This is a genomic window from Streptococcus vicugnae, from assembly GCF_016461705.1.
In the GTDB taxonomy this organism is placed as follows: Bacteria; Bacillota; Bacilli; order Lactobacillales; family Streptococcaceae; genus Streptococcus; species Streptococcus vicugnae.
On sequence record NZ_JAEMHW010000001.1, the window covers coordinates 188,786 to 204,055 of the forward strand.

Genomic DNA, 15,270 nt, shown 5'->3' on the forward strand with positions numbered 1-15,270 from the left:
TTTTTTATAGTCTCTACCTAATCAATTTCTGGCACTAAAAAAGGTTTGGGAAATGTCCCAAACCAACTTAGTAACGTGCACTTCTTCTGAAATGTTCTTCAATTTCTTGCTCATGATGCAAATTATTTTGGTAACTCATCGATAAAATCAAACCAACACAAATCAAATTAGAAATCAATGATGAACCACCTTGTGAAATGAATGGCAAAGGAATACCAGTCAAAGGTAGAATACCAATAGCTGCGCCAATATTTTCGAAAATATGGAACAAAATCATCATGATAAATCCTGTTGAGATGTAAGTGTAGAATCGATTATTTGATTCAAAAGTCACACGAAGCATTCGATAAATCAAAACAAGATACAAGGTCATGACAACCGCACAGCCAATGAAACCAAAATCCTCAGCAATAACTGTAAAAATCATATCACTTTCACGAACTGGGACTGAAAGATCAATCACGTTAAAACCTTTACCACCAAGTCCTCCACTACCAATCGAAATCATACCTTGTGTTTGTTGATAAGCGATTGACTTAGCGTATGAAAAAGGATCTAACCAAGCCGAAATACGGTTGATTTGATAAGTATCCATCCCCAATCCATAGAAAATATCTTTGCCATGTGTTGATAGAAAAAGTGCTAAAAATCCACCAATGATTACCGTTACAGCAATAACAACAGGTAAGATAATCCACCAAGAAATTCCAGACAACAAAATCAAGCCAGCTAAAATAGCCGAGAAGACCATAGCTGTTCCCAGGTCTTTTTGTAAACCAAGAAGAATCATCACTGGCAAGGTAATCAACGCAAAGATTCCTAGTAACTTCCAATCATTTTTTAAGTTATCTTCTGGAACCTTATGTCGGAACCAAATCGATGCTCTAGCGAGCATCAAAATATAGGAAACCTTCATGAATTCAGAAGGTTGAAATAAGGTCACAGACCCAATGGTTACCCAGTTTTTTGCCCCGGTTGACTCTACTAATTCTGGACTGTAAAAAATTAATGGTAAAACCATTAAAGCCAATCCCAATACATACAAATAAGGGGTGACTTTCCATAAAAATTCGGTACTAAAGAGCATGACAACAAAGGCAACTACGCATCCTAAGAAAATCCAAACGCCTTGTTGTGTCATTACTTTTGTAATTGTTCCAGGGTAGTCATTTGAAGTTGCAATATAGACAGCCACCAAACCAATTAGCAAAAGAAAAAAAACAGGTAAAATTACAGAATAGTCAATACGACTATCAATAGAATATTTTTTTCTTGCCATTTTACTTCCTTCGTTTCTAGTCAAAAAATATTATATCATTTTTTATTTAGAATAGAGGAAAAATACTAGTGAAAATAGGAGAATTTTTCAGAAAAAATTAATCAAGTTTTTTCAAGTATTTTTATAGGTATTTTCAGGAAAAACAAGGCTAGCAACTAAGCATAATTCTGATAAAATACTCAAGTTTTTTCAGGACAAATTTCGGGCTGTCTCATTTTGTAATACATAAAAAGCCCTTGAAACCAAGAGCTTCTAACTAGCTTATATCTCCCCTGCCGGAATCGAACCAGCAACTACTCCTTAGGAGGGAGTTGTTATATCCATTGAACTAAGGGGAGCTATGAAAAAATCTGTCGCTAGGACAGATTTTTATCATCGAATATTTATCGTCAAAATTAACGACGGATTTCTTTAATACGAGCAGCTTTACCTTGCAATGCACGCAAGTAGTAAAGTTTAGCACGACGTACTTTACCGTGACGAACAACTTCGATTTTTTCTACACGTGGAGTGTGAACTGGGAATGTACGTTCAACACCGATACCACTTGAAATTTTACGAACTGTGTACATTTCTGAGATCCCTTGACCTTTACGTGAAATTACCACACCTTCGAAAATTTGGATACGTTCGCGGCTTCCTTCAACAACTTTTGCGTGAACACGAACAGTATCACCAGGTTGGAATGCAGGGATGTCAGTACGTAGTTGACCTTCAGTCAAGCTTTGAATTAATGGATTCATTTATTTATTCTCCTATCTTACTAATCATTAGGTGCTTGTCCCAGCGGATTAGCCGTATTTTAGTGCGTCCATTACACACTCTACGTATTTTACCAAAAAACACCATAGCTGTAAAGCGAAATGAGTGATTTTTTGAGTGTTTTTACTAGAAAGTAAGAACTTCTTGCCCAGTGTAGATAGAATGCTTACGATTAAAGCTATAAGCGAAAATCATAACCAAGGCAAAGTAAGGAAGATTAACAAAACCAAAAACTTCTCCGCCAATAAAAATCGGTGCCAAAAAAGTATTTGTCGCACTTCCAAAAACACTAATATAACCTGCTGCAGCAACAAATTCAATTGGCAATCCAAAAATATTAGCCAAAACCACACCAAGTGATGCTCCAATAGCAAAGAGCGGTGTTACTTCTCCACCTTGAAAGCCAACCGCTAAAGTGGCCACTGTTAACAAGAGCTTCAAAAGCCAATCATAAAAGTAAATGTCTTTTCCAGAAAAGCTTGCCTCAATCAGATTTGTTCCAAGTCCAGAATAACGTCCATGATAAAGCATTAAGAAAATAAGACTTAATAGAATACCACCAAATAAAATACGATAATAAGGATTATCCATAACTTCTTTAGCTTTTTGTTTAGCATAAGTCAAAAATGCTGCAAAAACATTTCCCACTATCCCAAAAATAATTCCTAATAAAGCTAAACGACAAAAGACTGATGCATTAAGAGGCAAAGAAACATTCACAAAATGAGAGAATTTTTCTAGTCCCAAGGCGTGTGATGTTGCGCTTGCGACAAATGAAGCAATTGTCATCGGAACAAGAGCTGGCAATTGTAACTTGCCAAGAACTAAGATTTCAAGTGCGAAGAAAACTGCAGCTAAAGGTGTTTGAAATAAACCAGCAAAACCAGCAGCCATACCAGTCACTAAAAAGATGCGAGAGCTATTTTCAAATGAGAAAAACTTACTAAAAGCATGTGAAATGGTTGCACCAAGTTGAACGCCTACTCCTTCTCGACCAGCACTACCTCCAAAAAGATGAGTTAACCATGTTGCCACAGTCACTAACGGCAACATAACTAAGGGAATTTCTTTTTCTTTCCCCTGACCAACTTCAAAAACTAATCCCATTCCTTTGCTAGCTCGTACATCGGCTTTTTGATAAAAAAAGACAATCATAAGTCCAACTAACCCTAAAAATGGAATCAGATAGTTAAAATGTCCCACTCTAAAGGCACTAAGCAGTAGTAAAACACGTCCAAAAACAGTGTCAACACAGCCTACCAGGATACCAATAATAAAACTAGCACCAATTACCTTTAAAAGGGCTCCATAAGAATAGTCTTGATTATCTTTTAGCTTTTTAACCATTATTAGCACCTCTTAGGCCAAATCGTCACTCAATTGTTTTGCTTGATAAGCGCGTGAATTTTTCATAATATCTGCAAAAGTATTGACAAGCGTTGTTTCAAAATCTTTATTTTGAACACGGCTAGCCACTTTATTTAAGATGACTTCTTCACGGCTCGTATCTAAAATAGGTTTTCCAGTAGCTTTTTTGTATGCTGCCACTTGATTCACCAAAGTCATACGTTTTTCAAGAAGAGCCACCAATTCTTGATCCACCTGGTCAATTTCTTGACGGATTACATCCAATTCTTTTACTGACATGTCCCTCTAACCTTATCTTTCCAATTTCTACTATAAAGTTACTTTTTCTTTTTTCGTTTGAAATAACTTCCCAACAAAGTGATTGAAACAAACACAACAAAAAGTACAATGATACGTTTTATATTTCCTGCAACGACAGCATCTCCACCTAGAGCATATAATAAACTACTAGGAGCAACACCGACCGTAACATAGAAAAACCACCTGCGCCAAGGCAATTTGATTTTTGCCACATGATAATTAATTAAAATCGTTGGAATCACAGGAATCATATAACCTATCATAATTCCAAGTTCCTGATTTTCAACAGCATCAATGACATTTTTTAAACTAGCAAAATGTTTTTTAGCTTTGTATCATTTTCTTTCAAGTCAATCATTTCTAGAATTTTAACAAAAACAAAATTGCCCAAGACATTTGCCGTTAAATTCATCAAAAAGCCAATCACTGGACCGTAAATCAAGCCATTAAAGACAGCAAAAATAGCATTTGACATAAATGGAATTGCTGCTGTCAAAGCTGTAAAAAATAACAGAACAGAGATATTCAAAAGATTTTTTGTCCGCAGCTGCATAAAAAACTCAGTTAAAGCCGTCTTGGAGCTCGATTGCCAAAAGGTAGTAATGAGTTGCCAATGTCTTACGACATAAATGATAAAATAGCAGGCCACACTAAGCAAACTAAAAATCACTAAGAATTTGCACAGTTGACTATATCTGTACTTGTGTTTTTTCATATCGCTTCCATTATAAAGAAAAGTTTATAGCTTGACAAGAAAACTTTAAAGATAATGCCTTCTTCTGAAAAAAGATAGTTTATCCAACAGAACCTTCCATACTCATGGTAATGAGACTGTTCATTTCAACAGCATATTCCATAGGAAGTTCTTTAGTAATTGGCTCCATAAAACCATTAACAATCATAGCTGTTGCTTCTTCTTCTGAAATTCCTCGGCTCATCATATAATAAAGTTGTTCTTCTGAAACTTTTGAAACTTTAGCTTCGTGTTCTAAAGAAACGTTTGAATTATGAATTTCATTAAAAGGTATCGTATCAGAACTAGATTCTTCATCCATCAAAATTGTATCGCATTCAATATGAGATTTTGAGCCACTGCTATTTTTTCCAAAATAGACCGAACCGCGATAATCAGTCTTACCACCATCTTTAGCCACTGATTTTGAAATTAAAGTTGACGAAGTATGAGGAGCGTTGTGATAGACTTTACACCCTGCATCCAAATGTTGCCCATAATTGGCAAATGCCATAGAAAGAACTGAAGTTTTAGCATATGGACCATTTAAAATAGAACAAGGGTACTTCATATTAACCTTGCTGCCGAGGTTACCATCAATCCATTCTAACATACCATTTTCTTCAACTCTTCCACGTTCAGTAACAAGGTTATAGACATTGTCAGACCAATTTTGCATGGTTGTATAACGAAAGCTTGCATCGCGTTTGACAACAATTTCTACAGTTGCAGCATGTAGGCTATTTGTCGTGTAATTGGGAGCTGTACACCCTTCAATATATTGAATAGAGGCTCCTTCATCCACAATAATTAAGCTGCGTTCAAATTGCCCCGCATTTTCCCCATTAATACGAAAATAAGTCTGTACTGGAATATCACACTGAACACCTTTTGGAACATAAATAAAAGTTCCACCTGACCAAACGGCACCATTTAAAGCGGCAAACTTGTGTTCACTATTTGAAACAATTTTTCCAAAATATTCTTTAAACAGTTCGGGATATTCTTGAAGGGCTGTATCGGTATCGGTGAAAATTATCCCTTGTTTTTGGAACTCTTCTTTCATGTTGTGATAAACCACTTCAGATTCGTATTGCGCAACAGCACCAGATAAATAATCACGCTCTGCTTGTGGGATTCCAAGCCGTTCAAACGTTTCCTTAATCTTATCAGGAACATCATCCCAATCATTGACTTTTTTATCAGATAGCTTTTGAAAATAAATCACATCATCAAAATCAATTCCTGACAAGTCTGGTCCAAAGTCTGGCATTGGCAATTTATAAAACAACTCCAAGCTCCTCAAGCGATAATCAAGCATCCACTGTGGTTCATGCTTGTATGCTGATATCTGACGTACAATTTCCTCAGTTAAGCCCTTGCCTGTTGAATAAGTTGGGGTAAGTTCATCGTGAAAACCATAATCGTAATCTCTATTTTTGGCCATCTGACCACCTCACTTTATATAACATTCTTTATGAAATGGAGAAAAAAAGAGATTGGAGCACACTCCAATCTCAGTTAGCTATTTAGTTCACTTTTTCAGAAATAGTTTCTGCGAAAGCTTCTAGATTTGCAATATCTTCGTCTTCTGCAGCCAAGTCAACTTTAACTGAATCAGCACCTTTTGTGGCACCAGTCAATGCAAATTGAGCTTCAAATTCGTCAACTGCTTTACAGAAGTAATCATAGAAAGTATCACCAGATCCAACAACACCAAAGATTTTATCTGACAAATCAACATCTGCAAGATCTTCATAAAAATCAACGATTTCATCTGGCAATTCACCATCACCATATGTATACGATGCAACGATAGCAACATCAGCATCTTCAAAATCAGCTGCATCTACTGTTGTACATTCATCAACTTCGACAGTGTGTCCAAGTTCTTCAAATTTATTTCCTACGATGTCAGCAATTTCTTCAGTATTTCCTGTCATGCTGGCATAGACAATCTTAACTAAAGCCATAGTTCCCTCCAAACATAAATTACCACTATTGTAGCATATTTTTACAGAAATGTTTTATATAAATTGTCAATTTTAGATAATAAATCAGCTTTTTGAGCTTCTGTCGTAAACGATGCACGAATAGCATTTTTATTAAATGTTAGAAAATCATTAACGCCAGCACCGAAATGTTTCACAAAAAGGGAATATTCTTTAGTTAGGTTAGTATCAGAAACCGTACGGTTATCGGTGTTAATGGTAATCTTAGCACCAGCATTTTTCAAAGTAAGAAAAGGAAACTCAGCTAAAGATTTCGCAGCTTTGGTTTGGAGATTGCTTGTCAAGCATAACTCAGCTGTCACTCCTTTTTTGACAAATTCTTGAATCAATTCAGGTTGGTCATAAATGGCTGTGGTATGTCCGATACGCTTGATATCAAGAGCAATGGTATCCACAATGTAATGAGCGCAGCCACATTCACCAGCGTGAAATGTCAAAGGAAGTCCTAACTCCTGAGTGTGCTTGATAATGGTTTCTAATTCTGCAGGTGGAAAATCTAGTTCATTTCCTGCAAAGTCAAAACCAGCTAATCCTTGGTCAGCTAACTGGACGACATGGTCAAAAATATCACGTGTCACATGTGCAGGTGATTGTTTCATGCCACAGACGAGAACCTTAGCCACAATGCCAAAATCTGCTTCTGCCTGTTTAAGACCTGAAAGTACTGCTTCAACAGTTTCAGAAGCTGTTAAACCTTGGTCCATTGAAAATTCAGGTGCAAAGCGAATTTCAGTATAAATCACGTTTTCCTGCGCAGCTTGTCTAGCAACATCATAAGCAGCCAAATGAAGAGCTTCTTTCGTCTGTAAAAGCGGACGAACAAAATCAAATGCTTTTAAATAGTCCATCAAACTTTCCGCTTCAGCCGGTGCGGTAACTAAGTCTTTCAAATCTTCATCTGCTGCTGGAACAGCAATATCTGCCATATCTGCTAATTGACGAATTGTCTCTAGTGAGATAGAACCGTCCAAGTGACAATGAAGTTCTGTTTTTGCCAAGTCTTTTAATGTTGTTGTATCCAAGTTAGCCTCCCTAATTAAATTTTTTTAGCTACTATCTTAACATATTCTTTTTACTTTGCAAAGAAATTTTACCAAAAAAAGATAAACCAGAATATTTTCATGGTTTATCTCTTTACTTTCTCCATTAAGACTTAAAATAATTGTTTATAAAGTGCGATTGTTTCTTCAAGGGTTGGCATGAATGGATTACCAGGTGCACAAGCATCCACCATAGCATTTTTAGAAAGAAATTCAAAGTCAAATTCTTCTTCCTTAATCCCCAATTCTGTTAATTTCTTAGGAATACCAACGGTAGCTGACAAACTTTCAATGACTGAAATAGCATAATCTGCACATTCTTGATCGCTTTTATCTTCAGTATGAAGACCTAGTCCTTTAGCAACGTCACGGAAAGCAGCTGGAACGTGTTTAGCATTTTCACGTTCAACGATTGGTAAAATCATGGCACAGCAGACACCGTGTGGCAAATGGTAAACAGCGCCAAGTTGATGAGCCATCGCATGCACGTAACCAAGTCCTGCATTGTTAAATGCCATCCCTCCAAGGAAGATAGCATTGACCATAGCTTCACGCGCTTCCAAATCTTCACCGTTTTCAACGGCACGAGGTAGAAATTCTTTGATTAACTCAATAGCTCCAATAGAAAGTTTTTTAGTAGCACCATAAGCGCCTGGAGTAACTAAAGCTTCAATTGCGTGAGTCAAAGCATCCATACCAGTTGCTGCTGTTAACGATTTTGGCATTGAAACCATAAGTTCGGGGTCATTAACTGACATCAAGGCTAAGCTATTTTTATCAACCATAACCATTTTAACTTTACGTTCTTCATCTGTGATGACATAATTGATTGTAATTTCAGCTGAAGTCCCTGCTGTCGTATTAATAGCTACAACAGGAAGACCTTGTTCTTTTGATTTATGAACCCCTTCGTAATCTTGTGGGCGCCCTCCATTTGTAGCCAAGATAGAAATACTGCTTGCAGCATCTTGTGGAGAACCTCCGCCAAGTGAAATAATAAAATCACAGCCATTTTCTTTTAAAACCGCCAACCCCTCTTCAACATTTTTAACAGTCGGATTTGGATCAACATCGCTATAAATAATATAGTCGATGTTTTCAGCATCAAGCGGAGCTGTCACCTGTGGTAGAATGTCGCTTCCAGCAATAAAATGGTCGGTTACCAAAAGGGCTTTGTGATAACCTAATCTTTTGATATAACTACCAATCTCTTTGACAACACCACGTCCAATAAGGTTTACTGATGGAACATAAAACACTGACATAAGCATATCCTCTCTAAGATTTTTAGAAAACGTTTACATAGATATTTTACCACTTTGATCCTAAAAACAAAAAATAAAACATGAACTGAAAAGGAAGACTTAATAACTTTACCACATTCTCAAAAGCCCCATTAACACCTCTCAGTCTTTTCATGCTATAATAGGGTAAAATCTTGCTTACAAAGGAATTAGATATGAATACATTTGAAGAAATTTTAGAAAAAATTAGAGCTTATGATACCATTATTATTCACCGTCACCAAAGACCTGACCCAGATGCACTTGGAAGTCAGGCTGGTTTACGTGAATTGATTAAGCATAATTTTCCAAATAAAAAAGTTTTGGCAACAGGATTTGACGAACCAACCCTTACTTGGATGACAAGCATGGACCAAGTCAATGATAGCGATTATGAGGAAGCTTTGGTTATTGTAACGGACACAGCCAACACGCCTCGTATCGATGATGACCGTTATACAAAAGGTGACTGTCTCATTAAAATTGACCATCACCCTAATGATGACGTTTATGGGGATTTGCTTTATGTTAATACTGAAGCTTCAAGTGCCAGTGAAATCATCTCAGATTTTGCTTTCTCAACAGGTTTAAAAATTTCATCTGAAGCTGCCCGTCTCCTTTATTCAGGTATTGTCGGAGACACTGGACGCTTTCTATACCCTGCCACAAGTAGCAAAACATTTTTGATTGCAAGTAAACTTCGTGACTATGATTTTGATTTTTCTGGCCTAGCTCGACAAATGGATTCTATTTCATTTAAAATTGCTAAACTCCAAGGCTTTGTCTATGATAACCTCCAAGTTGATGAAAATGGAGCTGCACGAGTTGTGCTAACCCAAGAAACAATGAAAAAATATAATGTCACTGAAGCTGAAACTTCTGCTATTGTTGGTGCTCCAGGTCGAATTGATTGCGTCGAATCATGGGCTATTTTTGTTGAACAAGCTGATGGTAACTATCGTGTTCGCTTACGCAGTAAAACTCATGTCATTAATGGAATTGCTAAACGCCATGACGGTGGAGGTCATCCACTTGCTAGTGGAGCAAATTCATATAGCCTTGAAGAAAATGAACTAATCTACCAAGAAATCCAAGAGTTACTCCGTTCGAAAAACTAGCCTCAGCCCTGTTATATCACGCTTTTTAACATTTATATTTCAATTCAATTAATTTACACAAAAGTCTTGTCAAAAATTGCATTATTTGATAAACTATAGAAGTTAAATAACTATGGTGCTGAAAAAGTGCCATGGCAGAAAGGAAATCTTTTAACAATGAAACAAAACATCCACCCAGAATACCGTCCAGTAGTATTCATGGACACAACTACTGGTTACAAATTCCTTAGCGGTTCTACAAAAGCTTCTGACGAAACTGTAGAATTTGAAGGCGCTACTTACCCACTTGTACGTGTGGAAATCTCATCAGATTCTCACCCATTCTACACTGGTCGCCAAAAATTCACTCAAGCAGATGGTCGTGTGGATCGCTTCAACAAAAAATACGGTTTCACAAAATAAGAAATCGCATTTATCAATTATTGTTGATTTTAAGCCTTTTTCGGGAAGTCGAAATTGGCTTTTTTTGTTTTTAGTACCGTTTTTGGTACCGTCTTGGAAAATTAGTTATTTGACTTTTTGAGATAATCAGCAAACTTTTTAATCGTTCTTTCTCCACCAGCTTCGGTTACATGACTATAGGTATCTAGTGTCATTTGGCTACTTGCATGCCCTAACCGTCTAGCAGCATTTACTGGATCTACACCAATCTCAATCATCAATGTTGCATGAGTATGTCTAAAACCATGTGGCGATATTTTCTTTAGATTATGTTTATCAATAATACGTTTTAGGTTATAATTTATATAATCTTGATACAATGGTTGTATTTTTCCGTCTCTATCAACAAACGTAAACATGTAATCATTATCAATTAATGGGGCAACTGAAAGTTGCCCTTTTTCTTTTTTACTACGTACTTTCCATTCTCTCAAGATAGAAATAGTCTCATCATCTAAAGGAATTTGTCGTACTGAGAACCTGTTCTTCGTTCTTTTCTCAACAGCTTTTCCTCTAATTCGCCCTAAATTTTTGGTGATAGATAGTATTTGTTTATCAAAATCAATATCAGACCACTTCAAAGAATAAAGCTCACCTTTCCTTAAACCGCTATAAGCTAGCAATCTAAATAAAGCATAATCTTTGTAGGACTCTTCTGCTTTTACAATAGCTAAAAATTCATGCAACTCGTCAACATTAAAGAAATTATCCGATTGCTTATGATCCCGTTTTGGTAAAGTTATATCTCTCATAGGATTTTCAGCAATCAATTTCATCTTAACCGCAAAATTGAAAACTTGATTAGCATAAGACTTTACTTGCTTAATATTTCTAAATGTTTTTCCCTTTTCTGTAATAAACTCCTGGCATTGCCAAGGAGTTATTTTTGAAATTTTAAAATTTCCTAGTGTTGGTAAGATGTGTAACCGAAACATATCATCAGTACGGACACTTGTCGTCCTCTCTACAGTATCTTGATATGTTTTGAACCATTCTTCAAAAACTTCCTCAAAAGTCCTCTCAGAAGCTTTTAAAAGCTCTGTGAGCTCTCCTGTTAGTTTTTTATGATAAATTATAGCTTCATGCTCTTTGGCTTCTCTACGCGTCTTAAAACCACTTTTAAAATAATCATGACGTTTCCCGTCAATAACTCGGTAAATTCTAACTTTGTAAAGATAGCCTGTTTTAGACTTTTTAGCCTTGTACTTAATAATAGACATTGTAATTTCTCCGTTTCTAAGGTTTCGGAGCTTATAAAACAATGAAATTACATGTTAGTCTTTCTTTAGTTGGTCTTTCTGCATATCTTTATACTCTTCAGACTTTTCCCATTCTTCCCAAACATAATGATAAGGTGAGTTTTTATCACTACTCTTATTTAGCAAATACGGAAATATTGTTTCAGATTGCTCTTTTAAAAATTGCTTATAGGCTTTCACAATAATTGGGTGATACCCTTTTTCTTTTATCAAAAAATCAATATAGCTTTCTAAAATTCCTGTCCCACTAATATCAGCTAGTAAACCGGCAACATCATCTTTAAAAGGGGTCAAATCATCAATTTTTTTACTTGTAACAGATCCGTCTTTTAAAAACTTAATAAATGATTTAACAAAACTATCCTCACTAGGATTTTTTAAGACTGGATTATCATCCAAACCAAGCAAATACGGAACAGATACTCCAAAGTAGTCAGCAAGTATTTGGGCATTTTTCTTTTTAGGTGTTGAATAACCATTTTCATAGTTTGAAATAGTTGATAATCCGATACCCGTCTCTGCAGATAATTCCTTCATTGTCTTTCCAAATTGTTTTCGTAATTCATTCACTCTATTATCCAATAAAACACCTCCACTTGGGCTATATTTTATCATATATACACCATTTTTACAAAAAAATTGTAAAAACAATTGATTTTACAAATATTTTGTAATATAATAACTGTAAATTACAAAATATTTGTAATTTAATTCAGAGCTTATAAAACAATGAAAGGAAAAAGAAGATGTCTGAAGAATTCATTTTACAATTACCTAAGCGAAAAGAAAAAGAGCTATTAGCTCGCTACGATAACATGCTACAAACCGCCATTGAAAAAGCCCTTGAAGACAAGGAACTTTATAAACCATTGGTTCGTATGTCTGGTTTAAGTCGTTGGCTAGATGTTTCAACGACTACTATTGCAAAATGGCAAAAAGAAGGTATGCCCTATATGGTTATTGACGGAGTAACTTTATACGACAAACGTAAAGTTGCTCAATGGTTACAACAATTCGAGAGGTAAGAATATTATGGACTACGATAGTGAAAACTTTTTAATTCCTAAAATTCTCTTCCAAGATGAATTTTATAGTGAATTGTCATTCAATGACATTTTTGTGTACTCAGTCTTAAAAGATAAGCAGATTGAAGCTACTGAAAAAGGTTGGATAGATACTGATGGTAGTGTTTATCTAAGTTATACCATGAAAGAACTCGCAAAAATGTTTTCTTGCAGTAAAGAAACAATGATAAAAATCATGAGACGTTTAGAAGAATTCAATCTAATTGAACGTGAAAGGGAAGATGTTTTTTATGGATATAGTCTCCCTTATAGAACTTACATTAACGAGGTGTGAGATGATGAAAATCTATTTTGGCAATGACGAAGAAAACAACTTACTTGTTAAAAAGCGCTTAGAAAGTTTCAAAATTGACTACGAAGAATATTCTAGCAAAGACATTGATTATCAAACACTACTGAATTGGTTTACCAACTCTTCAGATATGTTTGAATTTCTACAGCCTAGATTAATGAGGTACAAACTTGACAGTAAACTAACATTTAATCAGTTTGTATTGAAAATACTAACTGATATCGATAATTCACTTAAATTTCCTCTAGTTATTACAGATACAGAGATTCTTCCTGGTCTAACACCTGGTGAGGTAACGATATTTCTTCCCGCAGAATATCGTAAAACAGAAAGAATTCAACTTTATCATCAGCTAGATCAACTAGATAATGAACGTCGATTCTGGAGAAACCTGAAAATCTTTCGTGAACAATCTGGCCTACGTTGGTTTGAGTTTAACCAATTGATGTTTTCGGATACTTCTGATGACTTAGGAGAAGTCAAAAAGGCTAAAGATAAATTCTTCACTTATAAACGAAATTTAAAAATTCCACCTCAAGATCAAATCGAAAAAGCAGCTAAAATTTTAATGGTTGAACCAGAAGATTTTTTCACAAAAACTGTCTCAGATTTACAAAATTTCTAGTCTAAAATTTTATGAAAACAGCTATAAAAATATTATGAAAATGAATTTTTGGGGTCAAATTTTTGGAGGGTCCGAAAATTTTATAACAGGGCGCCCTCTAACAGCCCGCTATGTGCACATCTGATGTGCATCCACTACACCCATTTTTTGGCAAGTTTGGCTGGAGAAAAATGAAAATGGTTCGACGAAGTCGGCTCGGGGTTGCTCCCCCGAGAACGTCATTTTACGTAAGCCTTTGCGTAGACAAAAAAATCGGCGCCGATAGGCGACCGTCAAAGAAAGGAGTTCTTTTTGGATATAAAAGTTAACTTGGATAATATTACGATGACAGCCTATGTCAAATCAAACAAGTTAAAATCACTAAAAAAGTTGGTTGAAAACCACATTGCAATCATTGTAACTACAGCTATGACTGATTTATTTAATGCTTATACCAAGACTGAAGGCCATGTTATCCTAAAAATTGATTACGATAAAAGAAAAGGGCAAGACTTTCATGCTCGCCCTTTCCGCTTAGAGTTCAATCCTAATAAACTCCGCTTAATTGATAAAAAAATTATTGACATCATTATACCATACCTTGAAGATATTTCAATATCTCGTGCTGACTTGGCATTTGACTTATTTGAGGTAGATTGTAGTGAATTTATTTTAGAGAAAAAAGGCAGAGCAACTGCAACAAGAGAATTTAGGTCCAATCTAGGAAAACTTGAAACAAAATACCTTGGCGCTCCTAGCTCAGAAAAGCAAATTAGGCTATATAATAAAAAACTTGAGCGACTAAAAAATGGAACACCTGCTGAAAAAGAATTTGCCAACCAATTTTCCAACTGGTGGCGTTTAGAATTTCAACTTCGCAATCGTTCTGTTGAAGAAATATTTGACGTTATTAATACTATTATTTTTAAACCATTTAATTTTACTGATCTACCAGTTGAAACACAGATTTATCTTGTAGCTTATACTCGTAATAAAAATATCTGGAAAAAGCTACATAGAAACACCAGAACCAAATATAAAAAAATTCTGGAAAGTTATAAAACATCTGAAATAGACTATTTAGAACTCATGAAAGAATTGCTTAAACATGAACGCCCAAGACTAAAAAAAGAATTAGCTTATTTTGGTGGTCAAACACCTTAAAATTACTTTCAACCAAAAGGTTGAAAATGCATTAATAACAGCACTTTGAGAGGTTAAAAATGAAAATAAAAGACTATGCAGAAAGTCAGGGAGTAACTACTCAATCCGTATATAAGAAGATACGATCGCCTAAATATAAAAACAGATTAAATGGTCATTTATACAGAGACAACCAAAAGGTTGAAAACCTTGATTTAATAGGCATTAAAATACTAGATGATTATGCATTTGAAAATGATGTCATAAAATTAGAGCATGAATTAAACAAACTCAAGAAAACGAATAGAGAAGAAAAACAAGATATGCAAATTAGGATAGATAAGTTAGCTAATAAATTAACTTCATCACTTGAAATTCGTAATAACCTTATTCAAGAAAGATACGATTTACTAGATTACATTAGGAGTTTAGAACGACAGAAGACTATCTTACTTATTATTATCATTACGATAGTACTTAGCTTTCTAATAGTGATTGGCTTTACTCTTTTTTAAGGAAACTTGTCGGACAATGCGAAGCTGTCCGACCTT

The 15,270-nt window shown here is 35.3% G+C and carries 19 protein-coding genes and 1 tRNA gene; 7 read left to right on the forward strand and 13 right to left on the reverse strand.

The window, feature by feature from the left end; genetic code table 11:
- Positions 1–67: 67 nt before the first annotated feature.
- From JG537_RS00915 to JG537_RS00960, 11 genes are all read right to left on the reverse strand, one after another.
- Complete coding sequence (locus tag JG537_RS00915; protein WP_199542490.1) at positions 68–1,279, reverse strand: FtsW/RodA/SpoVE family cell cycle protein; 1,212 nt, start codon at positions 1,277–1,279, stop codon at positions 68–70.
- Positions 1,280–1,545: 266 nt separating this feature from the next.
- Positions 1,546–1,617: transfer RNA gene (locus JG537_RS00920), tRNA-Arg, on the reverse strand.
- Between the two features lie 57 nt (positions 1,618–1,674).
- Positions 1,675–2,022: a 50S ribosomal protein L19 gene (gene rplS / locus JG537_RS00925; protein ID WP_021142699.1), complete on the reverse strand. Its 348-nt coding sequence runs from the start codon at positions 2,020–2,022 to the stop codon at positions 1,675–1,677.
- A gap of 145 nt (positions 2,023–2,167) precedes the next feature.
- Entirely contained in the window at positions 2,168–3,388 is a 1,221-nt protein-coding gene (locus JG537_RS00930; protein WP_199542494.1) for a voltage-gated chloride channel family protein, read from the reverse strand.
- 12 nt (positions 3,389–3,400) lie between these two features.
- Entirely contained in the window at positions 3,401–3,688 is a 288-nt protein-coding gene (locus tag JG537_RS00935) for a chorismate mutase (RefSeq protein WP_199542497.1), read from the reverse strand.
- 38 nt (positions 3,689–3,726) lie between these two features.
- Positions 3,727–4,005, reverse strand: a complete 279-nt coding sequence (locus JG537_RS09675) for a VTT domain-containing protein (RefSeq protein ID WP_425507459.1) — start codon at positions 4,003–4,005, stop codon at positions 3,727–3,729.
- A gap of 8 nt (positions 4,006–4,013) precedes the next feature.
- Positions 4,014–4,205, reverse strand: a complete 192-nt coding sequence (locus JG537_RS09680) for a hypothetical protein (RefSeq protein ID WP_246454255.1) — start codon at positions 4,203–4,205, stop codon at positions 4,014–4,016.
- Positions 4,206–4,503: 298 nt separating this feature from the next.
- Complete coding sequence (sufB, locus tag JG537_RS00945; protein ID WP_199542500.1) at positions 4,504–5,889, reverse strand: Fe-S cluster assembly protein SufB; 1,386 nt, start codon at positions 5,887–5,889, stop codon at positions 4,504–4,506.
- Positions 5,890–5,971: 82 nt separating this feature from the next.
- Entirely contained in the window at positions 5,972–6,415 is a 444-nt protein-coding gene (locus tag JG537_RS00950; protein WP_132869609.1) for a flavodoxin, read from the reverse strand.
- A 41-nt stretch (positions 6,416–6,456) separates the two neighbouring features.
- Positions 6,457–7,476: an adenosine deaminase gene (gene add / locus JG537_RS00955; RefSeq protein ID WP_132869610.1), complete on the reverse strand. Its 1,020-nt coding sequence runs from the start codon at positions 7,474–7,476 to the stop codon at positions 6,457–6,459.
- Between the two features lie 131 nt (positions 7,477–7,607).
- Positions 7,608–8,759, reverse strand: a complete 1,152-nt coding sequence (locus JG537_RS00960) for an iron-containing alcohol dehydrogenase (protein WP_199542502.1) — start codon at positions 8,757–8,759, stop codon at positions 7,608–7,610.
- A 194-nt stretch (positions 8,760–8,953) separates the two neighbouring features.
- Between JG537_RS00960 and JG537_RS00965 the strand changes: the two genes are divergently transcribed.
- Both JG537_RS00965 and JG537_RS00970 read left to right on the forward strand, forming a co-directional pair.
- Entirely contained in the window at positions 8,954–9,895 is a 942-nt protein-coding gene (locus JG537_RS00965; RefSeq protein WP_199542504.1) for a DHH family phosphoesterase, read from the forward strand.
- Between the two features lie 156 nt (positions 9,896–10,051).
- Entirely contained in the window at positions 10,052–10,297 is a 246-nt protein-coding gene (locus JG537_RS00970; RefSeq protein WP_021142736.1) for a type B 50S ribosomal protein L31, read from the forward strand.
- Between the two features lie 101 nt (positions 10,298–10,398).
- Here the strand turns inward: JG537_RS00970 and JG537_RS00975 are convergent, their stop codons facing one another.
- Both JG537_RS00975 and JG537_RS00980 read right to left on the reverse strand, forming a co-directional pair.
- The gene (locus tag JG537_RS00975; RefSeq protein ID WP_199542506.1) at positions 10,399–11,556 is read right to left on the reverse strand and encodes a tyrosine-type recombinase/integrase; all 1,158 of its coding nucleotides are present in this window, start codon (positions 11,554–11,556) and stop codon (positions 10,399–10,401) included.
- Between the two features lie 54 nt (positions 11,557–11,610).
- Complete coding sequence (locus JG537_RS00980; RefSeq protein ID WP_199543593.1) at positions 11,611–12,210, reverse strand: helix-turn-helix domain-containing protein; 600 nt, start codon at positions 12,208–12,210, stop codon at positions 11,611–11,613.
- Positions 12,211–12,341: 131 nt separating this feature from the next.
- On the opposite strand from JG537_RS00980, the gene JG537_RS00985 reads away from it, so the two are divergent.
- The 5 genes from JG537_RS00985 (at position 12,342) to JG537_RS01005 (ending at position 15,234) form a co-directional block, all read left to right on the forward strand.
- Positions 12,342–12,620 (forward strand): hypothetical protein, encoded by a 279-nt coding sequence (locus tag JG537_RS00985; RefSeq protein ID WP_009853864.1) that lies wholly within the window; start codon positions 12,342–12,344, stop codon positions 12,618–12,620.
- A 7-nt stretch (positions 12,621–12,627) separates the two neighbouring features.
- Entirely contained in the window at positions 12,628–12,954 is a 327-nt protein-coding gene (locus tag JG537_RS00990; RefSeq protein ID WP_199542508.1) for a replication initiator protein A, read from the forward strand.
- A gap of 1 nt (position 12,955) precedes the next feature.
- A complete protein-coding gene (locus JG537_RS00995; RefSeq protein WP_199542510.1) occupies positions 12,956–13,597 on the forward strand; it encodes a hypothetical protein in 642 nt (213 codons plus the stop codon).
- Positions 13,598–13,888: 291 nt separating this feature from the next.
- Positions 13,889–14,740 (forward strand): replication initiation protein, encoded by an 852-nt coding sequence (locus JG537_RS01000; protein WP_199542513.1) that lies wholly within the window; start codon positions 13,889–13,891, stop codon positions 14,738–14,740.
- Positions 14,741–14,799: 59 nt separating this feature from the next.
- Positions 14,800–15,234 (forward strand): hypothetical protein, encoded by a 435-nt coding sequence (locus tag JG537_RS01005; protein ID WP_199542515.1) that lies wholly within the window; start codon positions 14,800–14,802, stop codon positions 15,232–15,234.
- The last annotated feature ends 36 nt before the right edge of the window (positions 15,235–15,270 follow it).

Bases quoted from the DNA above. Each gene is read 5' to 3' on its own strand.
- JG537_RS00980 (WP_199543593.1), bottom strand. From the start codon at position 12,210: ATGATAAAATATAGCCCAAGTGGAGGTGTTTTATTGGATAATAGAGTG.
- sufB (WP_199542500.1), bottom strand. From the start codon at position 5,889: ATGGCCAAAAATAGAGATTACGATTATGGTTTTCACGATGAACTTACC.
- JG537_RS00930 (WP_199542494.1), bottom strand. From the start codon at position 3,388: ATGGTTAAAAAGCTAAAAGATAATCAAGACTATTCTTATGGAGCCCTT.
- rplS (WP_021142699.1), bottom strand. From the start codon at position 2,022: ATGAATCCATTAATTCAAAGCTTGACTGAAGGTCAACTACGTACTGAC.
- JG537_RS00960 (WP_199542502.1), bottom strand. From the start codon at position 8,759: ATGTCAGTGTTTTATGTTCCATCAGTAAACCTTATTGGACGTGGTGTT.
- JG537_RS00950 (WP_132869609.1), bottom strand. From the start codon at position 6,415: ATGGCTTTAGTTAAGATTGTCTATGCCAGCATGACAGGAAATACTGAA.
- JG537_RS00965 (WP_199542504.1), top strand. From the start codon at position 8,954: ATGAATACATTTGAAGAAATTTTAGAAAAAATTAGAGCTTATGATACC.
- JG537_RS00995 (WP_199542510.1), top strand. From the start codon at position 12,956: ATGATGAAAATCTATTTTGGCAATGACGAAGAAAACAACTTACTTGTT.
- JG537_RS00915 (WP_199542490.1), bottom strand. From the start codon at position 1,279: ATGGCAAGAAAAAAATATTCTATTGATAGTCGTATTGACTATTCTGTA.
- JG537_RS00975 (WP_199542506.1), bottom strand. From the start codon at position 11,556: ATGTCTATTATTAAGTACAAGGCTAAAAAGTCTAAAACAGGCTATCTT.
- JG537_RS00985 (WP_009853864.1), top strand. From the start codon at position 12,342: ATGTCTGAAGAATTCATTTTACAATTACCTAAGCGAAAAGAAAAAGAG.
- JG537_RS00970 (WP_021142736.1), top strand. From the start codon at position 10,052: ATGAAACAAAACATCCACCCAGAATACCGTCCAGTAGTATTCATGGAC.
- JG537_RS00990 (WP_199542508.1), top strand. From the start codon at position 12,628: ATGGACTACGATAGTGAAAACTTTTTAATTCCTAAAATTCTCTTCCAA.
- JG537_RS00935 (WP_199542497.1), bottom strand. From the start codon at position 3,688: ATGTCAGTAAAAGAATTGGATGTAATCCGTCAAGAAATTGACCAGGTG.
- JG537_RS01005 (WP_199542515.1), top strand. From the start codon at position 14,800: ATGAAAATAAAAGACTATGCAGAAAGTCAGGGAGTAACTACTCAATCC.